24 protein-coding genes are annotated in these 25,962 nt (G+C 40.5%); 8 read left to right on the top strand and 16 right to left on the bottom strand.

Translation table 11 applies throughout. From position 1 onward, the window contains the following. The first annotated feature begins 77 nt into the window (after positions 1-77). From RCP16_RS02550 to RCP16_RS02540, 3 genes are all read left to right on the top strand, one after another. Positions 78-980, top strand: coding sequence for a manganese catalase family protein (locus RCP16_RS02550; protein WP_069329255.1), 903 nt, complete (start codon positions 78-80; stop codon positions 978-980). Between the two features lie 264 nt (positions 981-1,244). After that, complete coding sequence (locus tag RCP16_RS02545; RefSeq protein ID WP_069329254.1) at positions 1,245-1,502, top strand: GlsB/YeaQ/YmgE family stress response membrane protein; 258 nt, start codon at positions 1,245-1,247, stop codon at positions 1,500-1,502. 220 nt (positions 1,503-1,722) lie between these two features. Further along, positions 1,723-2,808, top strand: a complete 1,086-nt coding sequence (locus RCP16_RS02540; protein WP_308641586.1) for a mechanosensitive ion channel family protein — start codon at positions 1,723-1,725, stop codon at positions 2,806-2,808. A 130-nt stretch (positions 2,809-2,938) separates the two neighbouring features. On the opposite strand, the gene RCP16_RS02535 is transcribed toward RCP16_RS02540, so the two are convergent. Further along, positions 2,939-3,724, bottom strand: a complete 786-nt coding sequence (locus RCP16_RS02535) for an alpha/beta hydrolase (protein WP_308641585.1) — start codon at positions 3,722-3,724, stop codon at positions 2,939-2,941. Positions 3,725-3,936: 212 nt separating this feature from the next. Then, entirely contained in the window at positions 3,937-4,104 is a 168-nt protein-coding gene (locus RCP16_RS02530) for a hypothetical protein (RefSeq protein WP_175425225.1), read from the bottom strand. 381 nt (positions 4,105-4,485) lie between these two features. Between RCP16_RS02530 and RCP16_RS02525 the strand changes: the two genes are divergently transcribed. After that, positions 4,486-5,202, top strand: a complete 717-nt coding sequence (locus tag RCP16_RS02525) for an S-layer homology domain-containing protein (RefSeq protein WP_069329251.1) — start codon at positions 4,486-4,488, stop codon at positions 5,200-5,202. A gap of 187 nt (positions 5,203-5,389) precedes the next feature. Here the strand turns inward: RCP16_RS02525 and RCP16_RS02520 are convergent, their stop codons facing one another. Together RCP16_RS02520 and RCP16_RS02515 are read right to left on the bottom strand one after the other, a co-directional pair. Beyond that, positions 5,390-5,941 carry a GNAT family N-acetyltransferase gene (locus RCP16_RS02520; RefSeq protein WP_308641584.1) on the bottom strand — a complete coding sequence of 184 codons (552 nt, stop codon included), beginning with the start codon at positions 5,939-5,941 and terminating at the stop codon, positions 5,390-5,392. A gap of 50 nt (positions 5,942-5,991) precedes the next feature. Next, positions 5,992-8,007 carry a S9 family peptidase gene (locus RCP16_RS02515; protein ID WP_308641583.1) on the bottom strand — a complete coding sequence of 672 codons (2,016 nt, stop codon included), beginning with the start codon at positions 8,005-8,007 and terminating at the stop codon, positions 5,992-5,994. A gap of 340 nt (positions 8,008-8,347) precedes the next feature. Between RCP16_RS02515 and RCP16_RS02510 the strand changes: the two genes are divergently transcribed. After that, positions 8,348-8,473: a hypothetical protein gene (locus tag RCP16_RS02510; protein WP_308641582.1), complete on the top strand. Its 126-nt coding sequence runs from the start codon at positions 8,348-8,350 to the stop codon at positions 8,471-8,473. Between the two features lie 28 nt (positions 8,474-8,501). Here RCP16_RS02510 and RCP16_RS02505 read toward each other — a convergent pair whose 3' ends face one another. The 9 genes from RCP16_RS02505 to mdcA all read right to left on the bottom strand — a co-directional run bounded on the left by RCP16_RS02505 (position 8,502) and on the right by mdcA (position 19,025). Then, the gene (locus RCP16_RS02505) at positions 8,502-9,461 is read right to left on the bottom strand and encodes a DNA-3-methyladenine glycosylase family protein (RefSeq protein ID WP_308641581.1); all 960 of its coding nucleotides are present in this window, start codon (positions 9,459-9,461) and stop codon (positions 8,502-8,504) included. Between the two features lie 210 nt (positions 9,462-9,671). Further along, on the bottom strand, positions 9,672-10,718 hold the full coding sequence (locus tag RCP16_RS02500) for an HD-GYP domain-containing protein (protein ID WP_069329247.1): 1,047 nt from the start codon (positions 10,716-10,718) through the stop codon (positions 9,672-9,674). A 365-nt stretch (positions 10,719-11,083) separates the two neighbouring features. Beyond that, positions 11,084-12,553, bottom strand: coding sequence for a carboxylesterase/lipase family protein (locus RCP16_RS02495; RefSeq protein ID WP_308641580.1), 1,470 nt, complete (start codon positions 12,551-12,553; stop codon positions 11,084-11,086). Between the two features lie 171 nt (positions 12,554-12,724). Beyond that, positions 12,725-13,657, bottom strand: coding sequence for a malonate decarboxylase subunit epsilon (gene mdcH, locus RCP16_RS02490; protein WP_308641579.1), 933 nt, complete (start codon positions 13,655-13,657; stop codon positions 12,725-12,727). A gap of 63 nt (positions 13,658-13,720) precedes the next feature. Next, positions 13,721-14,380, bottom strand: a complete 660-nt coding sequence (locus RCP16_RS02485) for a malonate decarboxylase holo-ACP synthase (protein WP_308641578.1) — start codon at positions 14,378-14,380, stop codon at positions 13,721-13,723. Then, on the bottom strand, positions 14,371-16,104 hold the full coding sequence (locus RCP16_RS02480; RefSeq protein WP_308641577.1) for a biotin-independent malonate decarboxylase subunit beta: 1,734 nt from the start codon (positions 16,102-16,104) through the stop codon (positions 14,371-14,373). Before RCP16_RS02480 ends, RCP16_RS02485 begins: the two co-directional genes overlap by 10 nt. Further along, positions 16,094-16,393: a malonate decarboxylase subunit delta gene (locus tag RCP16_RS02475; RefSeq protein WP_069329242.1), complete on the bottom strand. Its 300-nt coding sequence runs from the start codon at positions 16,391-16,393 to the stop codon at positions 16,094-16,096. Before RCP16_RS02475 ends, RCP16_RS02480 begins: the two co-directional genes overlap by 11 nt. Further along, positions 16,393-17,355 carry a triphosphoribosyl-dephospho-CoA synthase gene (locus RCP16_RS02470; protein WP_308641576.1) on the bottom strand — a complete coding sequence of 321 codons (963 nt, stop codon included), beginning with the start codon at positions 17,353-17,355 and terminating at the stop codon, positions 16,393-16,395. Before RCP16_RS02470 ends, RCP16_RS02475 begins: the two co-directional genes overlap by 1 nt. Positions 17,356-17,357: 2 nt before the next feature. After that, positions 17,358-19,025 (bottom strand): malonate decarboxylase subunit alpha, encoded by a 1,668-nt coding sequence (gene mdcA / locus RCP16_RS02465; RefSeq protein WP_069329240.1) that lies wholly within the window; start codon positions 19,023-19,025, stop codon positions 17,358-17,360. Between the two features lie 48 nt (positions 19,026-19,073). Here mdcA and RCP16_RS02460 point away from each other — a divergent pair, with 48 nt between their 5' ends. Continuing rightward, positions 19,074-19,961, top strand: a complete 888-nt coding sequence (locus RCP16_RS02460; protein WP_308641575.1) for a LysR family transcriptional regulator — start codon at positions 19,074-19,076, stop codon at positions 19,959-19,961. Here the strand turns inward: RCP16_RS02460 and RCP16_RS02455 are convergent. Further along, positions 19,877-21,076 carry an acyltransferase family protein gene (locus tag RCP16_RS02455; RefSeq protein ID WP_308642437.1) on the bottom strand — a complete coding sequence of 400 codons (1,200 nt, stop codon included), beginning with the start codon at positions 21,074-21,076 and terminating at the stop codon, positions 19,877-19,879. The two genes, RCP16_RS02460 and RCP16_RS02455, sit on opposite strands and share 85 nt — an antisense overlap. 256 nt (positions 21,077-21,332) lie before the next feature. Between RCP16_RS02455 and RCP16_RS02450 the strand changes: the two genes are divergently transcribed. Together RCP16_RS02450 and RCP16_RS02445 are read left to right on the top strand one after the other, a co-directional pair. Then, positions 21,333-21,884, top strand: a complete 552-nt coding sequence (locus RCP16_RS02450) for a GNAT family N-acetyltransferase (RefSeq protein ID WP_308641574.1) — start codon at positions 21,333-21,335, stop codon at positions 21,882-21,884. Between the two features lie 104 nt (positions 21,885-21,988). After that, the gene (locus tag RCP16_RS02445) at positions 21,989-23,713 is read left to right on the top strand and encodes a glycoside hydrolase family 13 protein (RefSeq protein WP_308641573.1); all 1,725 of its coding nucleotides are present in this window, start codon (positions 21,989-21,991) and stop codon (positions 23,711-23,713) included. A gap of 158 nt (positions 23,714-23,871) precedes the next feature. Here RCP16_RS02445 and RCP16_RS02440 read toward each other — a convergent pair whose 3' ends face one another. Both RCP16_RS02440 and RCP16_RS02435 read right to left on the bottom strand, forming a co-directional pair. Next, entirely contained in the window at positions 23,872-24,348 is a 477-nt protein-coding gene (locus RCP16_RS02440) for a GNAT family N-acetyltransferase (RefSeq protein ID WP_069329235.1), read from the bottom strand. Continuing rightward, positions 24,345-25,922 (bottom strand): PTS sugar transporter, encoded by a 1,578-nt coding sequence (locus tag RCP16_RS02435; RefSeq protein WP_069329234.1) that lies wholly within the window; start codon positions 25,920-25,922, stop codon positions 24,345-24,347. Before RCP16_RS02435 ends, RCP16_RS02440 begins: the two co-directional genes overlap by 4 nt. Positions 25,923-25,962: the final 40 nt, after the last annotated feature.

Genomic DNA, 25,962 nt, shown 5'->3' with positions numbered 1-25,962 from the left:
GGAAATATGGGTTAAACACCAATATTGACTATTTTTGATAAGGGCTTCAAGAATACAAAAATACTGGAGGTATGATAATGTTCACACGTCTTGACCAAATCATGATTGAAATTCCGGATGTCAAAAAGCCTGATCCTAATGCAGCAGCAGCTGTGCAAGAATTACTTGGTGGTAAATTCGGGGAAATGTCGACTTTGAACAACTACCTCTATCAATCTTTTAACTTCCGTGGAAAATCTAAATTAAAACCTTTCTACGATCTAGTTACTAGTATTACAGCTGAAGAATTAGGTCATGTGGAATTGGTTGCACACGGTATCAATAAAATTCTTGCAGGTTCTAGCTTGCCAGGTGAACCTGATTCAACTCCACTTGATCCGCTTAAAGATGTTCGCTTAAGTTATCATCATCTAGCAGGTGCACAAGGTGCTATGCCTCGTGACTCTATGGGTCGTCCTTGGACAGGTGATAATGTATTTAATAGCGGTAATCTTGTAGAAGATTTGTTGCATAACTTCTTCTTAGAGTGCGGCGCAAGAACACATAAAATGAAAGTCTATGAAACAACAGATCACCCAGCTGCACGTGAAGTGGTTGGTTTCCTTCTTGTTCGTGGTGGCGTACACGTTGTCGCTTATGCAAAAGCATTAGAAATTGCTACAGGCGTAAATGTAACCAAACTTGTACCGGTTCCTTCACTCAGCAACAAAGCATTTAATGAGTCACGCAAATACGAGGAAAAAGGCGTTCATACTCGTCTTTATACTCATAGTACAGATGATTTCAAAGCGATCGACCAAATCTGGAAAGGTACTCATCCAGAGGATGGATTGCCACTTGAAGTGATTCACGGATTCCCTCAAGGTGTCCCTGTTCCTGAGTATCCTGAGTTAGATGAAGAGTTCGCTCCAGGAATTTCACAAGAAGATTTCAAAGAAATTGCTAAGCGTCTCAAAATGGCTGGTAATATTACCGACTAAAGCAAAAAGGCTGGTTTCCAGCCTTTTTTTACATAATTTCAAATGCATATTTACCCTATTTAACTCATTATTTTTAGTTATTTATTTATTAAATTTTAAACATATGGTTTCGATTGCTAAACAATGGTTAATAAATAGACGAGAAGAGATTGCTGAATAAATCTTCTAAGTGCTTGTTGTAACACAAATGTTATAAATCAAGTGATTTAGTGTAGTTATTCAACTATCTTAAAAAAGACATTTAATTATTAGGAGGCGACAACAATGGGTTGGTTATGGGCATTAATCGTAGGTGGTATTATTGGTTGGATCGCAGGTATGATCGTAGGACGTGACGTTCCAGGTGGTATTATTGGTAACATCATCGCAGGTTTCATCGGTGGTTGGTTAGGTAACATGTTGCTTGGTACTTGGGGTCCAGAAATCGGTGGATTCTTCATTATTCAAGCGATTATCGGTGCTGTGATTGTTATTGCTATCGTGAGTGCTATCATGCGTTCTTCTAGAAGATCACGCGGTTAACACACATCATTATGTATTATAAGATATTCAATATCTTATGATCTCAAAAAGTCTGTTCCTTCGGGAGCAGGCTTTTTTTATGCTTTTTTTGTGATTTTCTTCTTATAAAACTTATCCTTTTCACGATGTTAGAAGCTGTTTGCTTCGGCATTCTATCGAACAGGTGCAAATCGGTTAATAATAGATAACAACATAGAAGATGAAGCAAAGGATGGTGGATATGTATTTTTATTCGTTGTGGGACAATCTAGTTGCGTGGTATTACAATATCCGCTGGATTGATCTACTTGTATCTATTGTAATACTGATTGTTTTTTTAGGTTTCCGCAAATTATTTACACGCTATTTATTTACTTTTGTTTTACGACGATTTGATAGTCATCTAGCTGTTCTTCGCTGGTTGCAAGCTTTTGAACGACCACTACAAGCCTTTTTTACTTTAATCGGTACTTACTTGGCTTTGCGATACTTTATGCATGAACAATGGACATTTATTATCGGGATTGACCGTATTTATCGCAGTATTGGCATTATCCTTTTGGGATGGGGAATCTATAATGTGTCTGCTTCCTCTTCGCTTATGTTAGAAAGTATGAGTAAGCGATTTGGATTGGATGCTACAAGCATGATTATTCCTTTTCTATCCAAAGTATTACGTGTGATCGTTGTTGTACTTGTTATAACAATTGTCGGTGGAGAATGGGGATTCAGTATTAACGGTCTAGTCGCAGGTATGGGGCTTGGCAGTCTTGCTGTGGCTCTAGCTGCTCAAGAAACACTAAGTAATGTAATCGCAGGGATTATTATTATTTTGGAAAGACCGTTCTCGAAAGGTGATTGGATCTCTACACCGGATATCGAAGGGATTGTCGAAGATATTACGTTCCGTAGTTCCAAAATCCGTACTTTTACTGATGCACTGGTGATTGTACCCAATTCAAAATTAGCTGCACAACCGATTACTAACGGTAGTCAAATGGGAAAACGCAAAATTTCGTTCCCTCTTCGGGTGGCTTTAGATTCTAATCGAGATGCCTTAGCACGAGTGGTCTCTCGTATTCAATCAGAGTTAGATAGAGATGATAATGTCGTAGCAGATTCCGCTATGGTCAAATTCAATGAATTTAACGAAAGTAGTCTGGGTATTCTGGTGCAATGTTTCACTAAAACCGCTGCTTGGGGCGAAAATCTGGAATACCGTCAACATCTTAATTTGATGATTTTAGATATCTTAGAAGAAGAAAAAGTGAAATTAGCTTATCCAACACAGCGTATCGTCATGCAAGAAGTGGAAGCTTCTTCTTGATCATCATGTATAACATCCTATAGCCAACAATGACTTATATAAAAATATTAAAAACCACCTATTGGGAGTCTTAAGACCAAGCAGGTGGTTTTTGTTATGTGTATAAAATTGATACGATAAGTAAAGTGGTCTATTTACGAAGAGGCAACCATTCCAGTACACGCTGGATTTTGGTATCCCAATATCCCCATTCATGCTCGCCTGGCTCTTCTTCATACGTTAATGCTAATCCCAATTGCTTCACATGATCACGGAACCGAATATTATGCTCATACAAGAAGTCTTCTGTTCCACAGCATTGATATAATTGCGGAACTTCGGTGCTATTGGATTGAGCAAGTTGTTCTGTCAGATAAAATAAATCATTTTCTGAACCACGTAATTCTTCAACTGTTCCGAAAATGCGTTCTAGCTCTTGAGTGTAGGCAACATCGCCACGTTCATACAATGCACTTGCATCGGTTGCTCCAGATAGACTGGCTGCGGCTGCATAACGATCAGGTCGACGTAAGCCTAGCTTGAGTGCGCCATAACCGCCCATTGACAAACCAGCTACAAAACGGTCTTCACGACGATTAGACAGCGGGAAAAACGATTCAGCGAGTTGTGGTAATTCTTCACTCACGAACTTGAAGTAATCTCCGCCTTGCTTCATATCTGTATAAAAACTACGATGTGCCGCAGGCATTACAACTGCAATACCATATTCTGCTGCATAGCGTTCTATCGATGTCCGTCTTAACCAGATCGAATGATCATCAGATAGACCATGTAGTAAATACAATGTAGGATGCTTACCTCCGGTTACTTTACCTTCCATTCCAATTTGAGAATGAGTTTCCTGTGGTAAAATCACATTCATTGTAGATGAAAGCCCTAGTACTTCTGAATAGAATTCACATTGAATTAAAGCCATATTATCTCCTCCTCTTTTAATATCATACCCTTTTTCAAAAATGAAAGCGATTTTATAATAACAAATATAGGTAAACAAAATAAAAAAAGCAACCTTCAGTGAATCAATTCACTGGGTTACTTTTGCAGGTATTCTATGATATGCATAACTGTAAACATGTATTCATAAAGAAACATGCTTAATATGTATTCTATGTTTTTTTATCGTTTTAATTAAGCGCGAGTTTTAACAGGGATTCGTGTAGAACTCAATTGTGCGTTCAAAATATCTTGAAAACTTTTAGGTGTTTCTTTATCCGCTGCTTTTTGAACGGTTGCGTTTGATTGCTGTCTGAAGTGGTTGTAGTTGTATGGTGTCATGTGGTGAATACTCATATTCATTTGCTTCACGCTTCCTTTCGTCCGTCAAATTTGTTTGTTTTTGTTTTGTATCTTGTAATGTGTATATACCCCTGCTTTTTGAGAATGAAAACATAAATTAAACATATTTTGAACTATTTTCGTTAATTGATTCTATAGACCCTGATCCGTCAAAAATCTCATTATGTTAACTAGGACTTCATTTGTCGAATGCTGTATAAAACAAATTCTAAAGTCCTATAATCGACAATATGAATTTAGTTACATATAATTCCAGAAGTAAATATTCCTAAAATCAATTTATAAAAATTTGACTATCTTTTTGCAACTTATTTTAAATCCTTTGCGTCTGTAAGGATAAGCAAGCCAAGTAAGGCTAATAATTAACCGAGGTGATTGGTAATGAGAAACAAACAAAAATGGATGACATTCGTTACGGCTTCAGTATTGACACTATCTTTAAGTGGCCAAGCTTTTGCAGCGAGTGGGGATTTTACAGATATCAGTAAAGTACCAGGTCATGAGAAAATTGAATCTCTAAAAGATCGTGGATTTATTAACGGCGTTACAGCAGATCAATTCAAACCTAATCAAACGATCAATACAGCGCAAGGTGTGCAAATGATCGTCAATAGTTTCCAATTAAGTCTAGCGGCTTTTACTTTTATTAAAGCTCCAGAAGCGAAAGACTTTTATAATAATGTTAAAGATAAAGTATGGTATTCAGACGCATTTATTATCGCTAATCTAAATGGTGTGGATATTCCAAAAGATGTGAAGCCTGCTGCTAAAATGACAAAAGAAGAATTTACAACTTTTGTGATGCAAGCGATGGAAAAAGCCGGTAATATGCCGATGATCAATATTAAACCTGTTGAGATTGCAGATGATAGCAAAATCACTCCTTCTTATCAGGGTGCTATTCAGCGTTCATTAGCACTAGATATCAACAAGTTAGATAGTAAAGGTAACTTTGATCCAAAAGGCGAGGTAACTCGTGCTGAAGCAGCAGTCATGATCTATAATGCTTTAGAGTATATGAGTCATCTCAAAACACCTACTGTTGATCCTATGCCTGAACCTTCTCCATCTCCATCCGACGATAGTTTAGATAAATAAAAATCACTTTTACTTTCATGTTTACCTTGGAGTGAATATTCTATTATTCTAAACAGCGAATACAATAGTTAGTGTTCACTTTATAAGCTGTATAAACAAAAAGAGTCTATCCCTAGGTAATATAGGAATAGACTCTTTTTTTACTGTAATGCATCACCATACATTATCAATCAATATGGTCTATACTCTAGACCTCACTTTGCATTTGATGATGATTCCATTCTTCACGCAAAATACCCATACGAATCGAATCGTAATAAACACCGTTATATAATCTGCATTTACGTAAACGTGCTTCCAGCATCATGCCTAATTTGTAACCGACTGCAATCATCCGTTCATTGCCTGACCATGTGGTGAATCCTACTCGTACCAGTGGCATTGCTGTAAATAGATGATCGATCCATAATGTCAGCGCTCTGGTACCATATCCCCCGCTCCAATAAGCAGGATCATAAATCACAATCCCTACTTCTAACCATAATGAAGGTTCATGCTCCCAGTAATAACTGACAATTCCGATGATATGCTGATTCACTTCAATCACCCAAAAGCTTGGACTTTCTATAATACGCAGTCGATCTTGCCAGTATTGCTCATAAGGAACGTGAACATGATCATAATAAGGAGCATCCCACTTTTTCCATTCTGGAGATTCGTCTTTATATATTAAATCCCATAATATTGGAATATCGGCTTCAGTTATCGGACGAATCTGTAATTCTTGATCGGTATGCACGATACTCCTTCAGCTCCTTTGATCTGACTTTTTGGATCTTACAGTGATATCTATAAATACTGATTAAACCAATCGGCAATATGATTCAGTCGTTGTATTCGTAATTGAGGATGACCGCTACGAGATAACTCATGATTGGCATCCGGGAAACGGACAAACTTGGTCACTGCATTCAACCGTTTTAACGCTATAAACCATTGTTCAGCTTGCTCAATTGGGCAACGCAGATCTTTTTCACCATGCAGTATCAAAATAGGTGTTTTGACATTCTGCACATACGCTAGCGGGGAATGATCCCATAAGGTATTGAAATGTTCCCACGGATTGCCTGCAATCTGATCTTCTACAAAATAAAAACCAATATCGCTTACCCCATACATCGACATCCAGTTGCTGATCGAACGCTGAGTGACTGCTGCTTTGAAACGATCGGTCTGTCCTACAATCCAGTTGGTCATAAACCCACCATAGCTACCGCCCGTTACACCTAATCGCTCTTGATCAATCCAGTCGTAATGCTCGATGGCATAGTCTGTGATTTCCATCAAGTCTCGATAATCACCACCACCATAATCATGACGGCATGCATTTACAAATAATTGACCATAACCATGACTACCACGCGGATTACCATAGATTACAGCATATCCTTGCGAGACTAATAGCTGAAATTCAAGCATAAAAGTATATCCATACATCGCATGAGGACCACCGTGAATTTCGAGAATAGTCGGCACTTTCTGATTATCTGCTTGATCTCCGGCTGGACGCATAATCCACGCTTGAAGACTTTTGCCATCTACAGAAGTGACACTCATTTCTTCAGGCTTGCTTAAGATCAGTTCAGCAAGCAAAGCATCATTATGGTGAGTCAGACGCGTCTCAACTTCAGTCTCTGGATGCCAGTAAAACAATTCACCCGGTTGCAATGGATCAGCCGCAATAAAGACGATATGTTGCTGTGCTGTACGGGCAAAATAGTGAATATTACGCTCTCCACCCAGTACCGTCTGATAACCTGAACCATCTGTAGCGATCGATAGTAAATGACAAGCACCAAACGTAGTACATAATACATCAATCGCTTGTCCATCCGAATGATAAACAGGCTTATACGTTGAACTGAGTCCTGTATCTCCTACTACAGCATTCAGCAACATCATATCATCGTAGTCACATAACCCTGTAATCGTTCCACTCGCTAAAGACAATTGATACAGTCGATTCAGCGTCGCATTGTAATAAGATTGATCATCTGCCACCATCGCAATAGATTGTCCATCCGGTGACCAAGTCAGACTGGAAATGACATATTGATGATCTGTCCATTTGCGTTGCTCATGACCTTCCGTGTTGATCGTAAATAGATCATTTTTGCGTGAAAAGTCAGGATTTTCTTCATCTTCTGTAGGAATATGAGCGACATATGCAATCTGCTGTCCATTCGGTGACCAGGCAAAATCTTCAACATCATATTCTCCTGCTGTGATCCAAGTTCCCGATGGATCAGCTAGCTTATGTACATATAGATGTGTTCGTCCTCCATCCCATAATCCACCACTATCCGATTTGTAAATGATTCGATCGATTTCCAAAGCCTTTTTGGATAAAGGAACCGACGAATCTTCTTTAGAATCTGATGATTCGTTAGGCGTTTGCTGTGATGATATATTATTTGTCGCTGCAATTAATAAGGACTGACTATCCGGTGACCAGACAAAAGAACCTACTCCTTCAGCCAAATGAGTCACTTGATGTGCTTCTCCACCATAAGCAGACATGATCCAGATCTGGAAATGGGAATCAGACTCCTGTTTACGTAAAAAAGCCAGTTGCTTCCCGTCTGGTGACCAAGCAGGAGCACGATCATGAGTGCCTGCTGTCCATTGAATATCTTCACTACCATCTGCCTGCATCCGTCGCAAATGGGAATCATATCCATCTTGCTTCTTATTTACCTTCTGCATTTCATATACAATTGTACCGTCTAACGGTGAGATCACCGGATTTTTGACCCAATGAAACCGATATAAATCTTCTGCAACAACGCCTCGTCGACTTCCCATATTTCATATCCCCTATCCTCATTAGAGTCACAAAATGTATACGTATTCTTGCTTAAATACTATCTGATTACATTTTCAATCGCAAGAACATACCCCATAACCCACACAAATCAATCCCCCCTAAACATATTAATTTTCAACTCCCTAAAATCTCTAAAGCCCTTAAATTCTTAAATCTTTAAGTTCTTTAAAATCTTTAAATTCTTTAACCCCTTTAAATTTTCTAAATCCATACCACCCTTCCAAATCTGTAAATCTTCAAAATCCTTAAATCTTTAAAATCTCTCCAACTCCCCCTAGCCCTCCCCTTATACTTCAATTTATAACTTGTGTTACCCAAATGGCGCTAGCGAAGGGCGGAGGATTGTTCCGTAAGTCGCCTTTAAGACTCGGATATCGACCGCTTAGCGGTTATTCAAGATATCCGATCTTACCAGCGACGGTAGGAACCATCCACCGCCCGTAGCGTCCTCCCATTGAACACCCTACAAATTTCAGTACAAAAACCGCCATAAGTAAAACGTCGCATACGACTCCCACAACGACCAACCTGCGGATAATTCAAGAATATGAGCTTTGGTCGGCTTAGCATCCATTTTCAGCACATGCTTGATCGAATTGTGCAGACCGACATCATCAATAGGAAAAGCAGATGGCATGCGTAGACAACGCATCAATACATAATGAGCCGTCCACGGGCCAATCCCCCGGATTTTCACCAGTAATTTTTCAGCTTGTTTGACATCAGTTGCTTGTAAAAGCTCTTCTTTGGATAATGTACCGTTAACGATTAATTGAGCGGTATCAATCAAATATTCACACTTTTTCACAGTTGTCATGCCTGCCGCAGCTAATTCGTCGACAGTAAGAGTAGCAATCGTCTCAGCAGTAGGAAATAGCCAGTAAGACTCACCATTGTAAATGAGTGCTTGTCCAAAATGCTCTACAAATCTTCGTTTTAATGTATAGGCAAATCCTAAATTAATCTGTTGACCAAGAATACCCCAGCAGATTGCTTCATATAGATCAGGAATTCCCATATTGCGCAATCCATAAAAGGAAACCACAGCTTGCTGGAGTAGCGGATCTTGCGCAGCCATTTTATAAAAAGGGGCAAGGTCTGTCCCTAAATCAAACCAATCGTATACATACTGAGCAACTCCTGTACGTAACGTAGGTGAAATGGATTGATCTTCTTCGACAAAACGGATCAACATATGATGTTCATCATAATCACTAATCTCAACAATCGTAGCTTCTTGACCGACAGCAATTGCTTTGTAGATCATTCCGTTGCGTAATGTATATAAACTCTCATTGGTAGCTGTTGATAAATGGCTATAATTTTCAGTAAAGCTAAATTCTTCGGGTACATGGATCAATAGATCTTGTCCATGATCTTTGGTAAAATCAGAAATCGACAGATTCGAGTCGGTATGAAGTTCATGTTGCATACGTGTAGTGTGCCTCCATTCGTATCCTTAATGAGTCAGATCACGATTTATCCTCATCAGGATGTATCAACCTATTAACCATCTATTCCTATTCATTAACGGTACTATTGATAGTAGGAGGAACTTGCTGTAGACATACCAAAAAGGAACTTGCGCTAACAAGTTCCTTTTCTTCTTATTTGAATGATGTATATATCGTATAAGGAGTACTTAGACAAAGATTTCTTCGATATGCAGTTCTCTGACTTTAGTTAAATCGACAAATTGATCATTTATCTGTATCAAAGGTCTAAAAATATCCAGTGGATTATTTAAAATAATCGTCCCTTGTTCTCCATTGGTCAATTGTACTTTTTTGCCGATCAGATTAGGAGCAAGATGATGAATTAACGCTTGAACCGGCTTTTCATTTAATTTGGAAAATCCTAATTCGTAAATGCTTTGCAATACAGCAACAAATCCTTGTTTGTTTTGTTGATTTTTGCTAGCAGTCATATTCACAAATACATCTGCTACTGATACGATCTGCGTAAATGGATGAATTCCCCGTTTGTATAAGCGATTCGGATAACCTGAACCATCTCCACGTTCATGATGCTGTAAAGCAACAGATGCAGTCACTTTATCATTCATCGATTCCATAATAATATCGTATCCATAGGTGGTATGATTTTTGTATTCTTTGAACTCGGAGTCGTTTAATTGCTCAGGCTTGCTACGCAAAATAGAAGGCAGACGGCTTTTACCAATATCATGTAGATAGCCTGCTTTGCTAATGCGATAACAATCATGTTTGGAATAATCCAGCCATTCTGCAATATAGTAACTCAGCAAACCGACTTTGAGTGAGTGACTATAGAGATGATCGTCTTCTTTTTCTAAATTTAACAATAGTGCTACTACATCTTTTTGCGCATCTAGATCCAACAATAAGGGTTGCAACAATTCATCGACAATAGCTGGATTGAATTTGCCTTTAGTCAGTGCTTCCAAAAAGATGGACTGATATGCATCTATTGAACGATTGATTTTTTCTTTCAACGCAGGAGATAATCCTGTAATCGCTATCATATCAGCGACTGGTTTGATATCTTCTCTGGCATCAATATCAATGTATTCTACTTTATGGCGCAGTAATAAGGTGATATCTTCTTCTTTGATATCTACTCCTTTTTTTAACAACGGAACACCTGAACTATTAAATGTATCACTGCTTAATCGTTGGCCTTGCTTAAGTTCAGTAATATGTATAATCAATCACGATTCCCCATTTCATTATGTTCTATATTTATATATCAAAAATCAAAATAGCGTATATACGAGTAAATAGAAGCTAAATCAGTAACTATAGTTATAAAGTAATGATCATCTAGAAGTGTGCCAAAATGATGTATACCTTTTTCGATATTTACTCTATTATATCGACAAATTATAGAAATAATGTATAGCTCTTAATCCTCAATTATAGGTAAAATGTACTTCGCTTTTATGCAAAAATAGATTTATAGCTATAATCCGTTCTTTTTACTGAATATCTCTTATTTGCGAATACGAAAGTGAAATGCCAAATAAAAAAGATGAACCGGATAAAGATCGGTTCATCTCATGCTATTTACAACTGCTTAAGAATAAGAAATCAATTGTTGACGTTTGTCACTTTCTGGATCGTGTACCACATTTAACTGGCGATTAAAGACCATGGTAGAACGTTCTTTAAGATCATAATCAGACCACGGCAAATTGCTGGTCACCGGCATACTGTTATGCGCAAAATTAATCCAAGCCGCCTGCATTTGCTCTGCTAGATTATACGTATCTTCATCAATTTCTAATCCAAGATGAGCAAATAAAGGTAGATTGTTAAAAGCAAAAGCAATCTCAGCACCATGTGTAGCTGTTCCTAACAACGGATGCCCTGGTTGACACCAATCAAATCGATACATCCATACTGGAGCATGTCCAATCTGTGCTTCAGCACATTGTAAAGCCGAACGCCAGAAGAACAAGTCAGTCATCAGATCAGCATGACCTCTCACTGTTAGTGGATATTGTTTAGATAATCCATGAGGATCTTCTCCCAACAAAGCTTGGACAATATTTACAATTTGAGTCTCGCTCATCAATTGAGTCGGTTGATTGAAAAATAACGTACCCTCTTCCAAATTCGTACCGATAATCAATGGAATATGTTTGGCTGAGCCATCTTTGATCGCTTGTATAGGTTCAACAGGTAAAGTATGTGGATGAATCGTTGGTTGGAACAACAATGCCCATGTACCATTATCAAGCATTTGACTCACACGATTACCTGCTTGCAATATTTCTTCCGTCGAAGCGGTATACAACTTAGATAAGTCTTGTTCACCTACACCCAATGCTTGTACAAATCCGTCTGCAATTTGTCTGCTGACTTCTGTTGGCATTACTTGAGCGGCACCACTTTGCATAATAGCGCTTTGGAATAACCCTTTAGCGGCTGGCATTGCCAAAAGAGATGCAATACTCATCGCACCTGCGGACTCACCGAATATGGTTACACGTTCAGGATCGCCACCAAATGCTTCGATATTGTTTTTGATCCATTCTAACGCCGCAATCTGATCCAACAAGCCAACATTGGAATGATAATCATCACCATAAGATGATAAATTCAAAAATCCAAATGGCCCTAATCTATAGTTAATCGTTATTACAATCATATCTCCGTTAACTGCAAGCGATGTTCCGTCATATAAAGGAATACTACCTGCACCTGTTACAAAAGAACCTCCGTGAATCCAGACCATAACAGGTCTCTTTTGAGTCGATTTATCCGAAGCCCATATATTCAAATATAAACAATCTTCCGATTGCACAGGAGGTTCGCTTCCAGAACCGAACATACTCGCTCCTTCATATACCGGTTGAGGAGCAATCGGACCAAAATGCAATGCTTCTTTCACACCTTGCCATGGTTGCGGCGGTCTTGGAGCTTGAAAACGCAGTTCTCCAACAGGTGGTTCTGCAAAAGGAACCCCTTTCCAGATCACTGCTCCATGTTCACGTATACCTTGTAATTCTCCGTATTGTGTATGAATTTGTGTCGTTTCCATCTTTTTCTCATCCTCTCTAATACGCTGCAACAAGATCAATCCAAATGGTCATTTATACATAATGACTATATTTATTATAGTACACTTCTTCTATGTATATAAACATGCGCTCTTCTTTTGAAGATAAGAGCACATGTTTATGCATGTATTTTGCGTATAGCTTAGATTACGTTAGCGGTTACCTTGCTCTCGCTTTGCCAAAATGACTGCATTATCGAGCCGACTGGAAGATAAGGCTTCTGCACGAGCTTCTGGAAAAGCAGCAGAAGCCAGACCACTTAATACTTGTCCGGGAGGCATTTCTAAAAATAACCGAGCACCTAATTCATAAAATAAAGTAGTCACTTCATGCCAGCGTACAGGATGAGCAATATTTAAAGATAAATCTTCTACAATTCCTTCTGCTGTACGAATAGCACGCCCTTTATAATTACCTGCATACGGGATAAGTGGACGAGACACTTCCATATCATGCATTGCTGTAGCTAACTGATCGGATACAGAAGATAATAATGGACAATGGGAGGGTACACTGACATTCAATCGTTTGGCAGTATGTGCTCCTTTGCTTTTGCATGTGGTCAACAGTTGGTCGATCGCTTGCCACTGCCCTGCGACAGTAATCTGTGTTGGGGCATTTAGATTAGCGATATATACTGGATGCTCTTCAGAATGAATACTTAGACGAATCTGTTCCACCTGACGCTGAGTCATCCCCGTAATTACACCCATTCCATACCCTTGTGGATAAGCTTCCATCATCAATTGACCACGTAAGCGAGTTAGATGTAGAGCATCTTTGAACGAAAGTGAACTTGAAGCCACTGCCGCGGCAAAAGCACCTGCACTATGACCCGCTACAAGATCAGGAAGAACGCCTTCTGCCGCCAAAGCTCTAGACACAGCTACTCCAGCAATACAAAGAGACATCTGCACATGATCGGTTGTCTGTAATGCTTCTTCACTATCCAGTTGATCGATCTTTAATTGTAAAAGTTCTTCTGCTTCTGTCAGTGTCTGCTTAATCACAGAATGATCCGGCAATTCATGCAACATCCCTGCACGCTGTGAACCTTGACCGGGAAAAAGCATGACTACACTCATCTGGCATCTCTCCTTCATCTGATCGTGTTTATCAGATATTTTATAACTTTGGATCAATCATAATTATACGAGACGTGGATTCCACGGATCAGTCACCAGCAAAGGCCCTTGCAAAGTACGCATTAACACCCGATCAGTAGCTGGTCTTGCCCATTCACTTAGAGCTACCGCTCCATAAGGCGTCTCTATCTGTACATCGACACGTACCGGAAGATCCAATGTTTGTTCTAATAATTGCTCTGCTAACACAGGAGCAAGAAATGAAGGACAACGCAGTACAATATCCAGATCGCTAGTCATCGTCAATGTTGGCATACCCGTAGCTAATTCAAATCCAGTGCTTCCTGCCGGTCCCCAATGGAGATCATATGATTTCCACGATACAGCAAGTTGCTCTAAAGCTTGTAGGGCTGGCATAGTTTTCCAACGTTCTTTCGCTATCGAACGGTGATCAGGAGATAGGGATAACTGTAGTAATTGCTCTGGTGTCACTTGTTGAACAACTAAATGATCTGGAATCGTTAATGCTTGCCGTAGATGACGTTCTTTGCCACGAACACCTACAGCAATCTGACCTTCTAGCGCAGGAGCACGTCTGACGACGACCCATGGTGTCTGTTCTAGTGATCTAAGCACCCATTCAGGCAGATCATGATCTGCTTCTACTTCTCTCCAGCGTGAATTCAGTTGAAGTAAATCATGAGGAGCTGTACTTAATCCCATTGCTCTGCTAATAACTGTCTTACTTTGATAGAAGAAGCTCTACCTGTTGCCGCAGTTGCACTGGTTAGACGTACACTTAGATCACGAGGTCCTTGACGAGTCTCTGCAATAGCTGTAATCAGATACTGCTGAATGCGCTCGATATCTTTGGTTTGTGGTTGATCTGCTTCGATTCCTTCGATCAATTGATCTAAAGCTCCCAATTTGGCAAAAGAACGAATATCGTAAGCCGCACCTGGCACTTTAGTCGCCGCTTCATTTAACTGTTCGATCGAACGACGGGTGATACGAGCCGCAGACTGCTTAGACATGACTTGTACGGTTACTTTTTCATCATCTAAAGCAAGTAATCGATTCGCTTGCATACCATGGGCTAGAAATGCGCCCGAGATAGCATTGCCTACAATCAAAGCAATCACAGGATGACCGGCAAGACGGGCACTAGCATAAGCATCCACAGCTGATCCACATGATAAATGAATGCCTAATACTTCTTCACGATAACCATAAGCTTGACTAGGAACATCTACGATGGCTACAATCGCGCGCTTTTCTCCGTCTTTGTCTGCTTCAATCGCTTCACGAATAGAACGAGCGATATTCCATCCTTCTTCAAGTCCAATCTCACCTTGGCGAGCTCTCACAAATCGTGCATTTGGATTCGGAACAACCGAGATATAACGTACACGTTGATTCTCTAATTCAGTATCTGCACAAAGTACCGAAGCAATCCCTTGCTGAGCCGAAGCAGATTGACCGGATAATGCTTCAAACCATGTCCGTCCTCTGGTGATAGGTGCTTCAACAACTGAATCATTGGCTTGAGCTTGCTGTGCTCCCAATTGTGACTGTAAATTCTCTTGGTCTACGATACCGGATTTCCAAGATTCACGAATCGAAGAGGGAACAATCAATGTATTCGCATCAACAGCAGCCAACAAAGCAAGGTAACGATCGACTTGCGCTGTACGTGTCACTTCTCGAATCCCTTGGCGGAAAACGTCATGAATCGCTTCGTTAATTTCGTGGATATCATCATTCACCAGTGTATCTGCAAAACCAGCGGCGACTCGTTGCTCTCCGCCTACCATCGACCAGATACGAGAACGATCCGATGCATCCATTTCTTGAATCCCTGCTTCTTGCTCAATCACTTCTGAACCATTCAACTGTAAGCGACCTTGACGGGTCATAATTAAATGACTGGATAATCCTGCCGCACAGATCGACATTCCGCCATAACAGCCAATCATACCCGAGATCACACTTACTACAGGTGTATACGGACGAAGCGCCATAATAGCTGCTCCAATCTCAGCAATCGCCAGTAGACCGTAATTTCCTTCTTGTAGTCGTACTCCACCTGTTTCGAGTAACAAGACAGGACGTGTTTTGATTCCTTTTTCATGATCACGAAGTACTTGTTCGAGCGCACCTGAGATTTTGGCTCCACAGACTTCACCGATCCCGCCACCTTGAAAAGCACCTTCAAGTGCAATCGCTACAGCAGGTTCTCCATCAATCGTTCCTCTGCCTACGATCACTCCATCATCACTTTGTGCCACAATACCCTGTAATGGTAAATGAGGCGAAGTCATTCGATCAAAAGGTCCGATCAATTCGCGAAAGCTACCAGCATCAAGTACAGCTTGTGCACGTTCCCGTCCTGATAATTCGATAAAACTTTCTGTCGCTATATTTAAAGGTTGAGTATTATTGTCCATCACGAAGCACCTCCATGGCTTGAGTTAATCGCAAGTTGACGACACCCGGTGTAGCGCCAAAATCGTTAATTTCAATCTTTACCGCATACGAATAGATTTTGAAAAAGCGATCAAATACTGCACGCCAAATATCTTCAAATCCATTTGCACTTGTACTGATCTGAATATATGCTTGATTGTCTGTAGAAGGTTCAATCAATAGTTCCAAGTCGCCTGACCCGGCTACACCGATATGTGCACGCTGAGTTAATGTTTGCTTCGCTGGATATTGCAGATGAATAATTTCCATTACATACGGCCTCCTGTCGTTTTTGAGAGAGATTCCATGTCAGTCCTATCTGTGATGCCTTTAAGAATCGAATCGATATATAAAGTAGCTGCAAGTAGATCAGCACTACCTCCCGGCGAGAAATGATGCTTCACCATCCACTGATCGAATGCTAATAGAGCTTGCCAGCCTTTAATTGTAGATGTTCCACCTTGTGACAAAATCGCTGTTGCACGTTTCTGTGTCTGCTCAAGCGCCTGCTGACCTCCTCGATATAATAAACAGGTATCCGGTAGAACCGAAATAATAGTCAGCAGACTATCGAGGCGAGCATACAATTCATCAATTCCTTGTGCACGAGCTTGTTGTAGAGCAGGTAGCCCGACGTTGATCACATGAGGGAATCCATGTTGTGCTTCATCTTTGGCTCCACCTGTTCCATATTGATGCTTCACCTGTGTACCATGCGAAGCTGTAACAGGTGCATAACGATCGGGATACTGAGCAATTTCAGATGCGGTACGTGCGATATGTTCAGCAGAGATAGCCTTTAATCTATAAGGTACTTCTGTATTCCTATAAGCTTCTCCAATAAGCATAGAAGCTGAGCCTGTTAACAATCCAAGTGCCCAGATCGCTCCTCGGTGGGTATTGACCCCCTTCGTTACAGTAAGCATCTGCTGTTCACCTGTGCGTCCGATCCATGCCAGTTGTTCACGTAGCGATTGATCGGCACATTTGTCATAAGATACTTGAGCCATTTGTGTAAATGTAGATTGTAAAGAGGCTGCCGATTGGTACATCAACTCAATATTCATATCTTCATGAGAACCATTATGATGAAGATCAACCAATCCGGGCTTCGGGGTTAAAGAAGCTTCATCTCGAAGTGCAGATACTGCTAACTCCCCTAACCAAGAAGCATAACGATTGACTATAAGGTTCTTGTCTGATTGGATTGCGGATATACTTGATATGCTCATGATTACCAGCTCCGGAATTTGGATGGTGGTTCGTATAATCCATCTGACCATTCTACAAGTTCTTCTATACTTTTCGCAGCTAACAAAGAACGCTTCGCATCTGTCCGTCGAATCTCTAAATCTTCTGGAAAAGCAATCAGTCCATCTTGACGTAATTTCTCATTCAGATCGGTATCATGACGTTGACCTAAAGGGGTCACTCCAGCAATCGCCGCTAATGCAGTGCGACGTTCTTCGATATTTTGCGCTTTGTAGAGATACGCGATTCCTTCTTCAGTAACAACATGGGTTACATCATCTCCATAGATCATAACAGGAGCAAGCGGTAGACCTGCATCATGCCCTACTTGAATCGCATCCAGTTGATCGACAAATGTAGGTTGATCCCCTGATTGGAAAGTTTCTACCATTTGGACTACTAATTTGCGTCCACGTACGATAGGATCTTGATCTTTTATCATATTCAGCCATGCTTCTGTATCATGACGACGTCCACGAGCATCACTACCCATATTTGGTGCACCGCCAAAACCACTTAACCGACCCGAGGTCACTGTTGATGAGTTGCCGTCTGGATCAATCTGTAGACTGGCTCCGATAAACATATCTGCCGCATACTGTCCAGCAACTTGACCCATTGCCCGATTGGATCGAATTGTACCGTCATGTCCGGTGAAAAAGACGTCCGGGCGAGCAGCTGTATATTTTTCCATACCGACTTCACCGCCGAAGCAATGTACACTTTCAACCCATCCACTTTCAATAGCAGGAATTAACGTAGGATGAGGATTGAGCACCCAATTTTTGCAAATCTTACCTCGTAGTCCAAGCGATTCTCCGTAGGTGGGTAATAACAATTCAATCGCAGCTGTATTGAATCCAATCCCATGATTCAGCGATTGAACTTGATGCCGTTCATAGATGCCTCGAATTGCCATCATGCCCATTAAGATATGAGTTTCTTTGATATGACGTGGATCACGGGTAAATAACGCTTCTAATTGATACGGTTGATCGGCTTCAACAATCACATCGATCCAAGAAGCAGGTACGTCTACACGTGGTAATTCATCTACAATTTCATTCACCTGTACAATAACAATTCCATCGCGGAAAGCAGTGGCTTCAATAATGGTTGGTGTTTCTTCTGTGTTTGCACCTGTGTATAGATTACCTTGACGATCTGCTTTGTCAGCGGCAACCAATGCGATATTTGGAGTCAGATCGACAAACATCCGACCATACAGTTCAAGATACGTATGAATCGAGCCGATACTCAGCGTCTGATCTTCCACCATTTGAGCGATACGTAGACTTTGAGGACCTGCATAAGAGAAATCAAGTTTGCTAGCAATATTTTTTTCGAAAATGTCTAAATGTTCTGGACGAGATACACTGGACATAATCATATGCAGATTGTTAACCACTTGCGGATTCACATTGGATAATGCTTGGGATAAGAAGCTAGCTTGTTTCTGATTATTACCTTCTAGCGCTACTCGATCACCGCTAACTAACAAGACTTCCATTGCATCTACAATATGATCCGTAGGCAAAATCACACCGTTTAACATCGAGCGAACCTTTTCCATACGACGTTTTTTTTCATCACGACGGGTCGTCCAAATACGCGGAGTTCCGGCTTTCAACTTGCTGATGTGGGTTGACATGATACTCCTCCTTGATGTTTGATTAATTGAGATTGGATGGTGTTCTGAATGGAATTACTTCACTTAAAATACTTTTGTAAAGTAGCACGGCTTCAACATATGACTCATGCTGCTGAAGAACTTCATATCGCTCAACCTGCACTGAGTAAATCAATCAAAATGCTCGAAACCGAACTTGGTGTTTCTTTATTTGACCGTACCGGGCGTTATATTACACTCAACGAATACGGAAGAACTTTTCTCAAACATGTTGAAAAGGCGCTTCAATCGCTTGAAGATGCTACCCGTGAAGTTCATGATCTTGCCACCGGGACAGTGGGCTATATCAAGCTTGCTTTTCCTGTTGGTTCTCATATCGTACCGAATTTGATTACTGCTTTTCGTGAACAATATCCTGATATTCATTTTCAATTGCTTCAGCATTACGAAGAAAATGTCAAACCTGAATTCGATCTGTGCATCTCTTCCTTACCGCTCAATTATGAACATATACAAAGCACTCCGCTTGTGACGGAACAGATCTTTCTAGCGGTGCCCAAAGGTCATGCTCTAGCTCATCGAAGCAGTATTGCCCTATCTGAAGCGGCACATGAACATTTTATCGGTCTTCGTCATGGACATAGCTTACGTGAAATGACCGATGATTATTGTCATATGGCTGGCTTTAAGCCTCAGCATATTTTTGAAAGTGATGATCCAGCTACCGTACGCGGATTGATTCGGGCGGGACAAGGTGTTGCTTTTATCCCAGCTGTATCCTGGGAAGGATCAACAGGGCCGGATATTTCGCTTTTACCTATCCATTCACCAATTTGCCAGCGTACGATCGGTATTTCTTGGCGTGGAGATCATTATTTATCACGAGCTGCACTGGTATTCCGTGAATTTACGATTGAATTTTTTGCTAATGCTTCGGATGAAGCACCCTCTTCTTGAGTAGTCGTCTGATGAGATGATGTGCTTGCGGATCGGCGAAATAAAGCCATTATCTTTTTGCAGATCCACTCTACGATATACACAATGGCAAACGAGAGAAAAGCAGTTATTCCAAAAGTCATGATCAAATTCAACCCTAACGGAATATCACTAAAATAATCACCGATTAATGCCACAGTTAATCGAAGTGCAAAATAACTGGCTAGATACGCACGAAAAGCATATTTAGCGATAAACTTAAAGTACGGTAATGTTTTGGAACCACTTTTGATCAGCGATACGGTACATCCATAAACGATAATGATCAATGCGATATTGAACAGTACCATCGACCATTTCAAATAACTGGCATCGGCTAGATTCAGTGTATCCAATCCAAAAGAGAACAATTCATGGTTTACCAGTATGAATAATAGTCCAGCTACAGGTAACGCCCACCAGCGAATACGTTCTACCAGTGCACGCCATTGCTGATTGTAAGTGGATGCAATCACACCAAGCACAGCATAGATACCAAACATAAACAATAAACGATCCCACTGTATAAGTCCGGGATGCTGGGTATTGTGAAAAGCATAGATTGAATACCATGCAATTAATGCAGCATAGACGACCACCGTAATAATCATTACTGGTATGATATTCTTTTTATTTTTTAATAAGAATAGAACCAAGCCTGTGAGTAGTGGCAACAATAAGTGAATCTGAAACATCATAATCGTGTACCAGAGTTGCGGTGCAGCACCGCCCAGTACAACACCTTTGAATATATTCCAGATCGTCGAGTAGTTGCCTATATTGAACACAATCATATATACCACTGTCCAGGCAAGATAAGGGCCTATAATCTCTTTTGTTTTGTGCCATACATAATGAGAATAGTGAGTATCTCTTAACTTCGCCAAATCAAACGCTATTGCAAAAATAAACATAGGTGCTGAAAATTTAACCAGATCGTATAATATGCCAATTTCTATCTTTTGTGCTGTCGTCTGATAATGAAGTAACATTACATTCAACATCAATTGCCAGATTACAGCACTTACAGCTAACGTCTTCATGATCTCCGGCTCAGTCGTTTCACTTACACGCATAGCAGGAGATGTGGATGACATACTCAAAATGACACCTCCAGTTACCTAACCATGCACAGTGTGTACACACGGCATAATCGTTCTTATGGAACAGATTCTTTAACCATGAATATGTAACATCAAGCGCTTGAAATCTCATATTCAATCATGCAATGCCTTACATCTATAATAGTAAAACAGATACAGGAGTATGTATAATACAGAACGAGTTATCAGCTTATAACAGATTTGGTATAGAACGATATTCACAAATAATGATTCAAATGGAGGACTTATGATGAGACCCGCTCAACCTACAGATACACCTGTTGTCTTAGAACTGATGTATACCGCAATTGGAGATATCGCCCATACCTTAACAGGAACAACTAACAAAGAACAATCGTTACTTGCGCTACGTTCTTTTTTTGAACAAACAGGTAATCGGATCAGTTATGAAAATGTATTTGTCGAAGAACGTGATCACCAAGTGATTGGCTTTGTACTGTCTTATCATGGAAGCCAGATTGCTTCGCTAGATGCTCCTCTCATACAACGTGTACAAGAACTGGGACAAGATCCAACAGCTATTGTGCCTGAAGCACGGGAAGATGAATACTACCTGGATTCACTAGCTGTAGATGCTCGTTATCAAGGACAAGGGATTGGAACTATTTTAATTAAAGCCTTTGAAAAGCGTGCTCAACAATTAGGACATTCTAAAGTGATGTTGATTGTCGATACTGCTAATCCTAAAGCCAAACAGTTATATGAACGATTAGGGTACACAGAAGATGGAAATATTAAGGTCAGTGGACATGATTTTTATCGAATGATAAAGACGGTGTAGTGATTGTTTGAACATGTACTCCGAGGTTTAACCATGTATTAAAGGCTAATTATGTTAAATAATTGAAATTTATATGGGGTTAAACATCTAATAGGAGGATCATCATGGAAAATAAAACAGCTAGAGAATCTGTGATTTATCAGATTTATCCGCCTAGTTTTATGGATAGCAATAACGATGGCTGGGGCGATCTGAATGGGATTGCCACACGAATTCCTTATCTTCACCAACTGGGAATTGATACGATCTGGCTTGGCCCTGTCTACGATTCACCGATGATTGATAATGGCTATGATATCAGAGATTATTACAAAATCGATCCCAAGTATGGAACTATGGAACAATTTGAAGCGCTACTTGAACAGTTACACCATATAGATATGAAGCTTATTATGGATCTAGTGATCAACCATACTTCAGATGAGCATCCTTGGTTCGAACAATCGAGAAGTGCGAAAGACAATCCATATCGGAATTATTATATATGGAGACCAGCTAAAAGCGATGGTACAGAACCGAATAACTGGCGTTCGTTCCAAAATGAATCCGCTTGGACATACGATGAGCAGACCGATGAGTATTATCTTCATTTATTTGATCGCAAGCAACCTGATCTGAACTGGGAGCATCTCCCTTTACGTCAAGAAATCTATAAAATGATTCGCTGGTGGTTAGACAAAGGAATTGACGGCTTTCGCTTAGATGCGATTAATATGATCTCTAAGCATCCTGATCTACCCGATGCATCAGAAGATGATCCTCATCCAATCGGACAAAAATATTATAAAAATGGGCCACGAATTCATGAATTTTTACAAGAGTTGAATCGAGAAACATTTGCTCATTATCCGCATATTTTGACAATAGGTGAAGCTCCTTCTTTAACGATGGAACAGGTATTGGAATATACGCTACCTGATCGCAAAGAATTAAATATGGTACTGGCTATGGATATGATGCGTCTGGGCAAAGATCCTCATGATCCGTGGCGCTCTGCTGATTGGTCGGTGTCTCAGTTAAAAGAATCGGTAGCGAAGTGGTATGAACATGTTTTTGCGCGCGGAGAGTATGGAGTCTACTTGAGTACGCACGATCATCCACGTATGATTCCAGACGTTGTCGGTCATCATGAACACAATATGACTGCTGCTAAATTAATAGCTACGTTTCTCCATCTCATCCCTGGTGTCCCACTGGTATACCAAGGAGAAGAATTAGGATTACCGAATACCACGTATGATCGAATCGAAGATTATCGAGATCAAGGTACAGTTCATTATTATGAAGAAGCGGTAGCCAATGGGCAATCTGCTGAAGAAGTGTTATCCGGTATTCATAAGCGAAGTCGGGATGGTTCACGTTCGCCGATGCTATGGGATCACCAGCATCACAATTTTGGCTTTAGTCCCGATGAACATGTGGAACCATGGATTCCATTTCCAGAGAAACGTGGATTGAAAGGTTATAGTGTTAGCGAACAAGAAGAACAACGAGGTTCTGTTCTATCGTATTACCGACATCTTATTGCCATGCGCAAGCAGTTCCCGATCATGTCTCATGGTTCATTTACGATGCTACTGAAAGATCATTCTGAAGTGTTTGCTTTTATCCGAGAATGGCAAAGCCAACGCTGGTTAATTCTACTCAATTTTGCTGATATCGAAGCAGAGATTGATTGGACTCAAGAATATCGAGTCTTTCCGACTTCGATGGTCAAAATTCTAGGAAACTATCCTCATACTGCGCATCCTCCTCATCTTGAGGAAGAACAATATATCGAAGATTTACAATATTTGCGTCCTTACGAAGTATTGATCTATCGGATGTAATCTTTTTATCGAATCAACATCTCTAATGTAATGGGCATATATCATTATAGAAAAACCTCTTTCTTCTGCGCAGTAAGGCAGATGAGAAAGAGGCTTTTTTGATGAAGATGATATTGTTTATAGCCTTTTTTTAGATTTACTAACTATGTTCTATTTTTTTATAGAGTTAATGTTTTGGACATTTGATAGTCGGTAATCTGATAGCCTGCTTTTTCATACACATGTAGCGCTTTGAGATTATGACCGAATACATGCAGTCCAATCTTAACGGCACCTTCTTCTATCGCAACTTGATCTAGTGCTTTCATGGTCGCTTGACCATATCCTTTACCCTGATACGGTTCATAGATCAAAATATCATACAGAAAAGCTTGCTTACCTGCTGGCGCATCACTGATCTGAAGCCAGATATAACCGATAATTTGTTGCTTAGCTGTATCTACAATATTATAAATATAAGCGCCCGGTGTATCTTTGCCCTGTGGTAAATATTTAGCAAAACTTTCGGTTGCTAATCGCTCTGCATCTACAGCATCCCATGTGCCTGCTGCTACTTTTTCAGCGGCATAATCGGCTGCCGATTGATCACGAAAAGCTTCATATTGTTCATGATTCATCAGTACTAATTCGATCATAGAATAGCCTCTTTCTTTTTACGGTTTTTGAACATGAGATTAATAATCAATGTGATTACAAATGAACAAGTCAGACTGCCTAACATAGCGATCGCAAAGCCAGCAATATGATTAGAAGAAAAAGGAGCTGCAAAAGCAGGAACATAAGCGATCCCACGCACATCCAATACACCTACCAATAATCCACCTAACCCGGCTGAGAAAATGGCTCCGCCAAACACCCATTTGCTTGCAAACATAAATGGATATGCCGCTTCTACAAATGTACCAAATCCGATATTAATAAGAAACCCTGGTGCGGCTACTGCGGCGGCACCTTTATCTTGTGGAGCAATAATATTAGCTAGAGTAATCCCTGCTGATACCATAACCAGCCCTGTCATATCCACTGCACCGAGGAAACTGTTACCACTTCGTTCCATTTCCAATAATACAATCGGTAAAATAGCCGCATGATATACACCACCAAGAATAGCCGGCCAGATCAACAACCCTGCTATTAAGCCAGCAAGGGCGCTATTGGCTTGTACCAGATTTTCTAAAAGAGTACGTATCCCTTCGCCAGCTTGAGCGGCAATCGGTGCGATAAAGAAATAGACTACTAATCCTGCTACCAGACCTGCGACTCCGCCTGCTACAATATTAACGGTTGTTGCAGGAAATCGCCATTCTACACATTTACGGAATAGATAATTGGCTAACAATCCTGCACCGATACCACCAATCAATCCACCAATAATTCCTCCATTGACAGACAATACACCGGCTACAATCCCTGCTACAATCGATACTTCATCTAATTCAGCCACTTGCTTCGCTGCAACAACTGCAATAATCACAGGTAATGCCGCAATCATAATATCAAATACTTGACTTAAAGCCGTTAATCCGGGGATCTGACTGGCTGCCAGAATCAAAGCCATCGCAATAAAACCCGGTAACGATGCCAGCATAATCCCACGAATATTGATGCGTGAAAAGCCTGTTCCCTGTGGCATTCCTTGTCCGTGGGAAACTTGACCAATCACCGGACGATACGATTTGCCCCAATGCTTACTCAGTGAAGTGATAAATGAAACGGCGCGGGTACGATTGGTTGTGCCTGTTGTACCAGAAGTGGAGATCACTTTCAATCCTTTGGTAGCTGCTGCTGCCATCGACGTTCCACCTGTACCTGTCACTGGTAATTGAGCAGTTGCTGCGGCTTCAATCGCTAAGCGATTCGCTCCTCCAGGACTAGCGCTCATCAGAATAACACCATCTACTTCACCATTGGCTATCATAGCTGCTAATCGTTCATCTTGAGCGATAGCTGCTTGGTTTATTTCTTCTAGCGTTCCTTTACTCGCAATCACCGGACGTTGTTCTTCTTCACTCCATATGTATAAAGAAGCAGGGGTAGATTCTTTGATATGATCCATAGATGTTTGAGCAGCAATAAATTGAATACCTGCACAATGAAATTCAGCCGCCTCCATTTGTACCAGTAATTCTTTTAGTAGTCCATCTGGATTTTTCCCACCAAGACTATAGAGATTGCCTCCACTACTGCCTAAGATAATAATATTTTTCATACAATCCTCCCTCAGCCTTTATGAATTCTATTTACTATAC

Origin of the sequence: Paenibacillus nuruki, from assembly GCF_963311185.1 — a bacterium.
GTDB lineage: Bacteria > Bacillota > Bacilli > Paenibacillales > Paenibacillaceae > Saccharibacillus > Saccharibacillus nuruki.
Note: the sequence above shows the minus strand (reverse complement) of the source record. Positions and strands in the feature narration are given on the sequence as shown.

Excerpts from the sequence above, each read along its gene's own strand:
- RCP16_RS02530 (WP_175425225.1), bottom strand. The coding sequence starts at position 4,104 with ATGAATATGAGTATTCACCACATGACACCATACAACTACAACCACTTC.
- RCP16_RS02535 (WP_308641585.1), bottom strand. The coding sequence starts at position 3,724 with ATGGCTTTAATTCAATGTGAATTCTATTCAGAAGTACTAGGGCTTTCA.
- RCP16_RS02525 (WP_069329251.1), top strand. The coding sequence starts at position 4,486 with ATGAGAAACAAACAAAAATGGATGACATTCGTTACGGCTTCAGTATTG.
- RCP16_RS02505 (WP_308641581.1), bottom strand. The coding sequence starts at position 9,461 with ATGCAACATGAACTTCATACCGACTCGAATCTGTCGATTTCTGATTTT.
- RCP16_RS02455 (WP_308642437.1), bottom strand. The coding sequence starts at position 21,076 with ATGTCATCCACATCTCCTGCTATGCGTGTAAGTGAAACGACTGAGCCG.
- RCP16_RS02515 (WP_308641583.1), bottom strand. The coding sequence starts at position 8,007 with ATGGGAAGTCGACGAGGCGTTGTTGCAGAAGATTTATATCGGTTTCAT.
- mdcH (WP_308641579.1), bottom strand. The coding sequence starts at position 13,657 with ATGAGTGTAGTCATGCTTTTTCCCGGTCAAGGTTCACAGCGTGCAGGG.
- RCP16_RS02475 (WP_069329242.1), bottom strand. The coding sequence starts at position 16,393 with ATGGAAATTATTCATCTGCAATATCCAGCGAAGCAAACATTAACTCAG.
- RCP16_RS02545 (WP_069329254.1), top strand. The coding sequence starts at position 1,245 with ATGGGTTGGTTATGGGCATTAATCGTAGGTGGTATTATTGGTTGGATC.
- RCP16_RS02435 (WP_069329234.1), bottom strand. The coding sequence starts at position 25,922 with ATGAAAAATATTATTATCTTAGGCAGTAGTGGAGGCAATCTCTATAGT.
- RCP16_RS02470 (WP_308641576.1), bottom strand. The coding sequence starts at position 17,355 with ATGAGCATATCAAGTATATCCGCAATCCAATCAGACAAGAACCTTATA.
- mdcA (WP_069329240.1), bottom strand. The coding sequence starts at position 19,025 with ATGTCAACCCACATCAGCAAGTTGAAAGCCGGAACTCCGCGTATTTGG.
- RCP16_RS02540 (WP_308641586.1), top strand. The coding sequence starts at position 1,723 with ATGTATTTTTATTCGTTGTGGGACAATCTAGTTGCGTGGTATTACAAT.
- RCP16_RS02550 (WP_069329255.1), top strand. The coding sequence starts at position 78 with ATGTTCACACGTCTTGACCAAATCATGATTGAAATTCCGGATGTCAAA.
- RCP16_RS02445 (WP_308641573.1), top strand. The coding sequence starts at position 21,989 with ATGGAAAATAAAACAGCTAGAGAATCTGTGATTTATCAGATTTATCCG.
- RCP16_RS02495 (WP_308641580.1), bottom strand. The coding sequence starts at position 12,553 with ATGGAAACGACACAAATTCATACACAATACGGAGAATTACAAGGTATA.
- RCP16_RS02510 (WP_308641582.1), top strand. The coding sequence starts at position 8,348 with ATGGCGCTAGCGAAGGGCGGAGGATTGTTCCGTAAGTCGCCTTTAAGA.
- RCP16_RS02450 (WP_308641574.1), top strand. The coding sequence starts at position 21,333 with ATGAGACCCGCTCAACCTACAGATACACCTGTTGTCTTAGAACTGATG.
- RCP16_RS02485 (WP_308641578.1), bottom strand. The coding sequence starts at position 14,380 with ATGGGATTAAGTACAGCTCCTCATGATTTACTTCAACTGAATTCACGC.
- RCP16_RS02460 (WP_308641575.1), top strand. The coding sequence starts at position 19,074 with ATGGAATTACTTCACTTAAAATACTTTTGTAAAGTAGCACGGCTTCAA.
- RCP16_RS02440 (WP_069329235.1), bottom strand. The coding sequence starts at position 24,348 with ATGATCGAATTAGTACTGATGAATCATGAACAATATGAAGCTTTTCGT.
- RCP16_RS02480 (WP_308641577.1), bottom strand. The coding sequence starts at position 16,104 with ATGGACAATAATACTCAACCTTTAAATATAGCGACAGAAAGTTTTATC.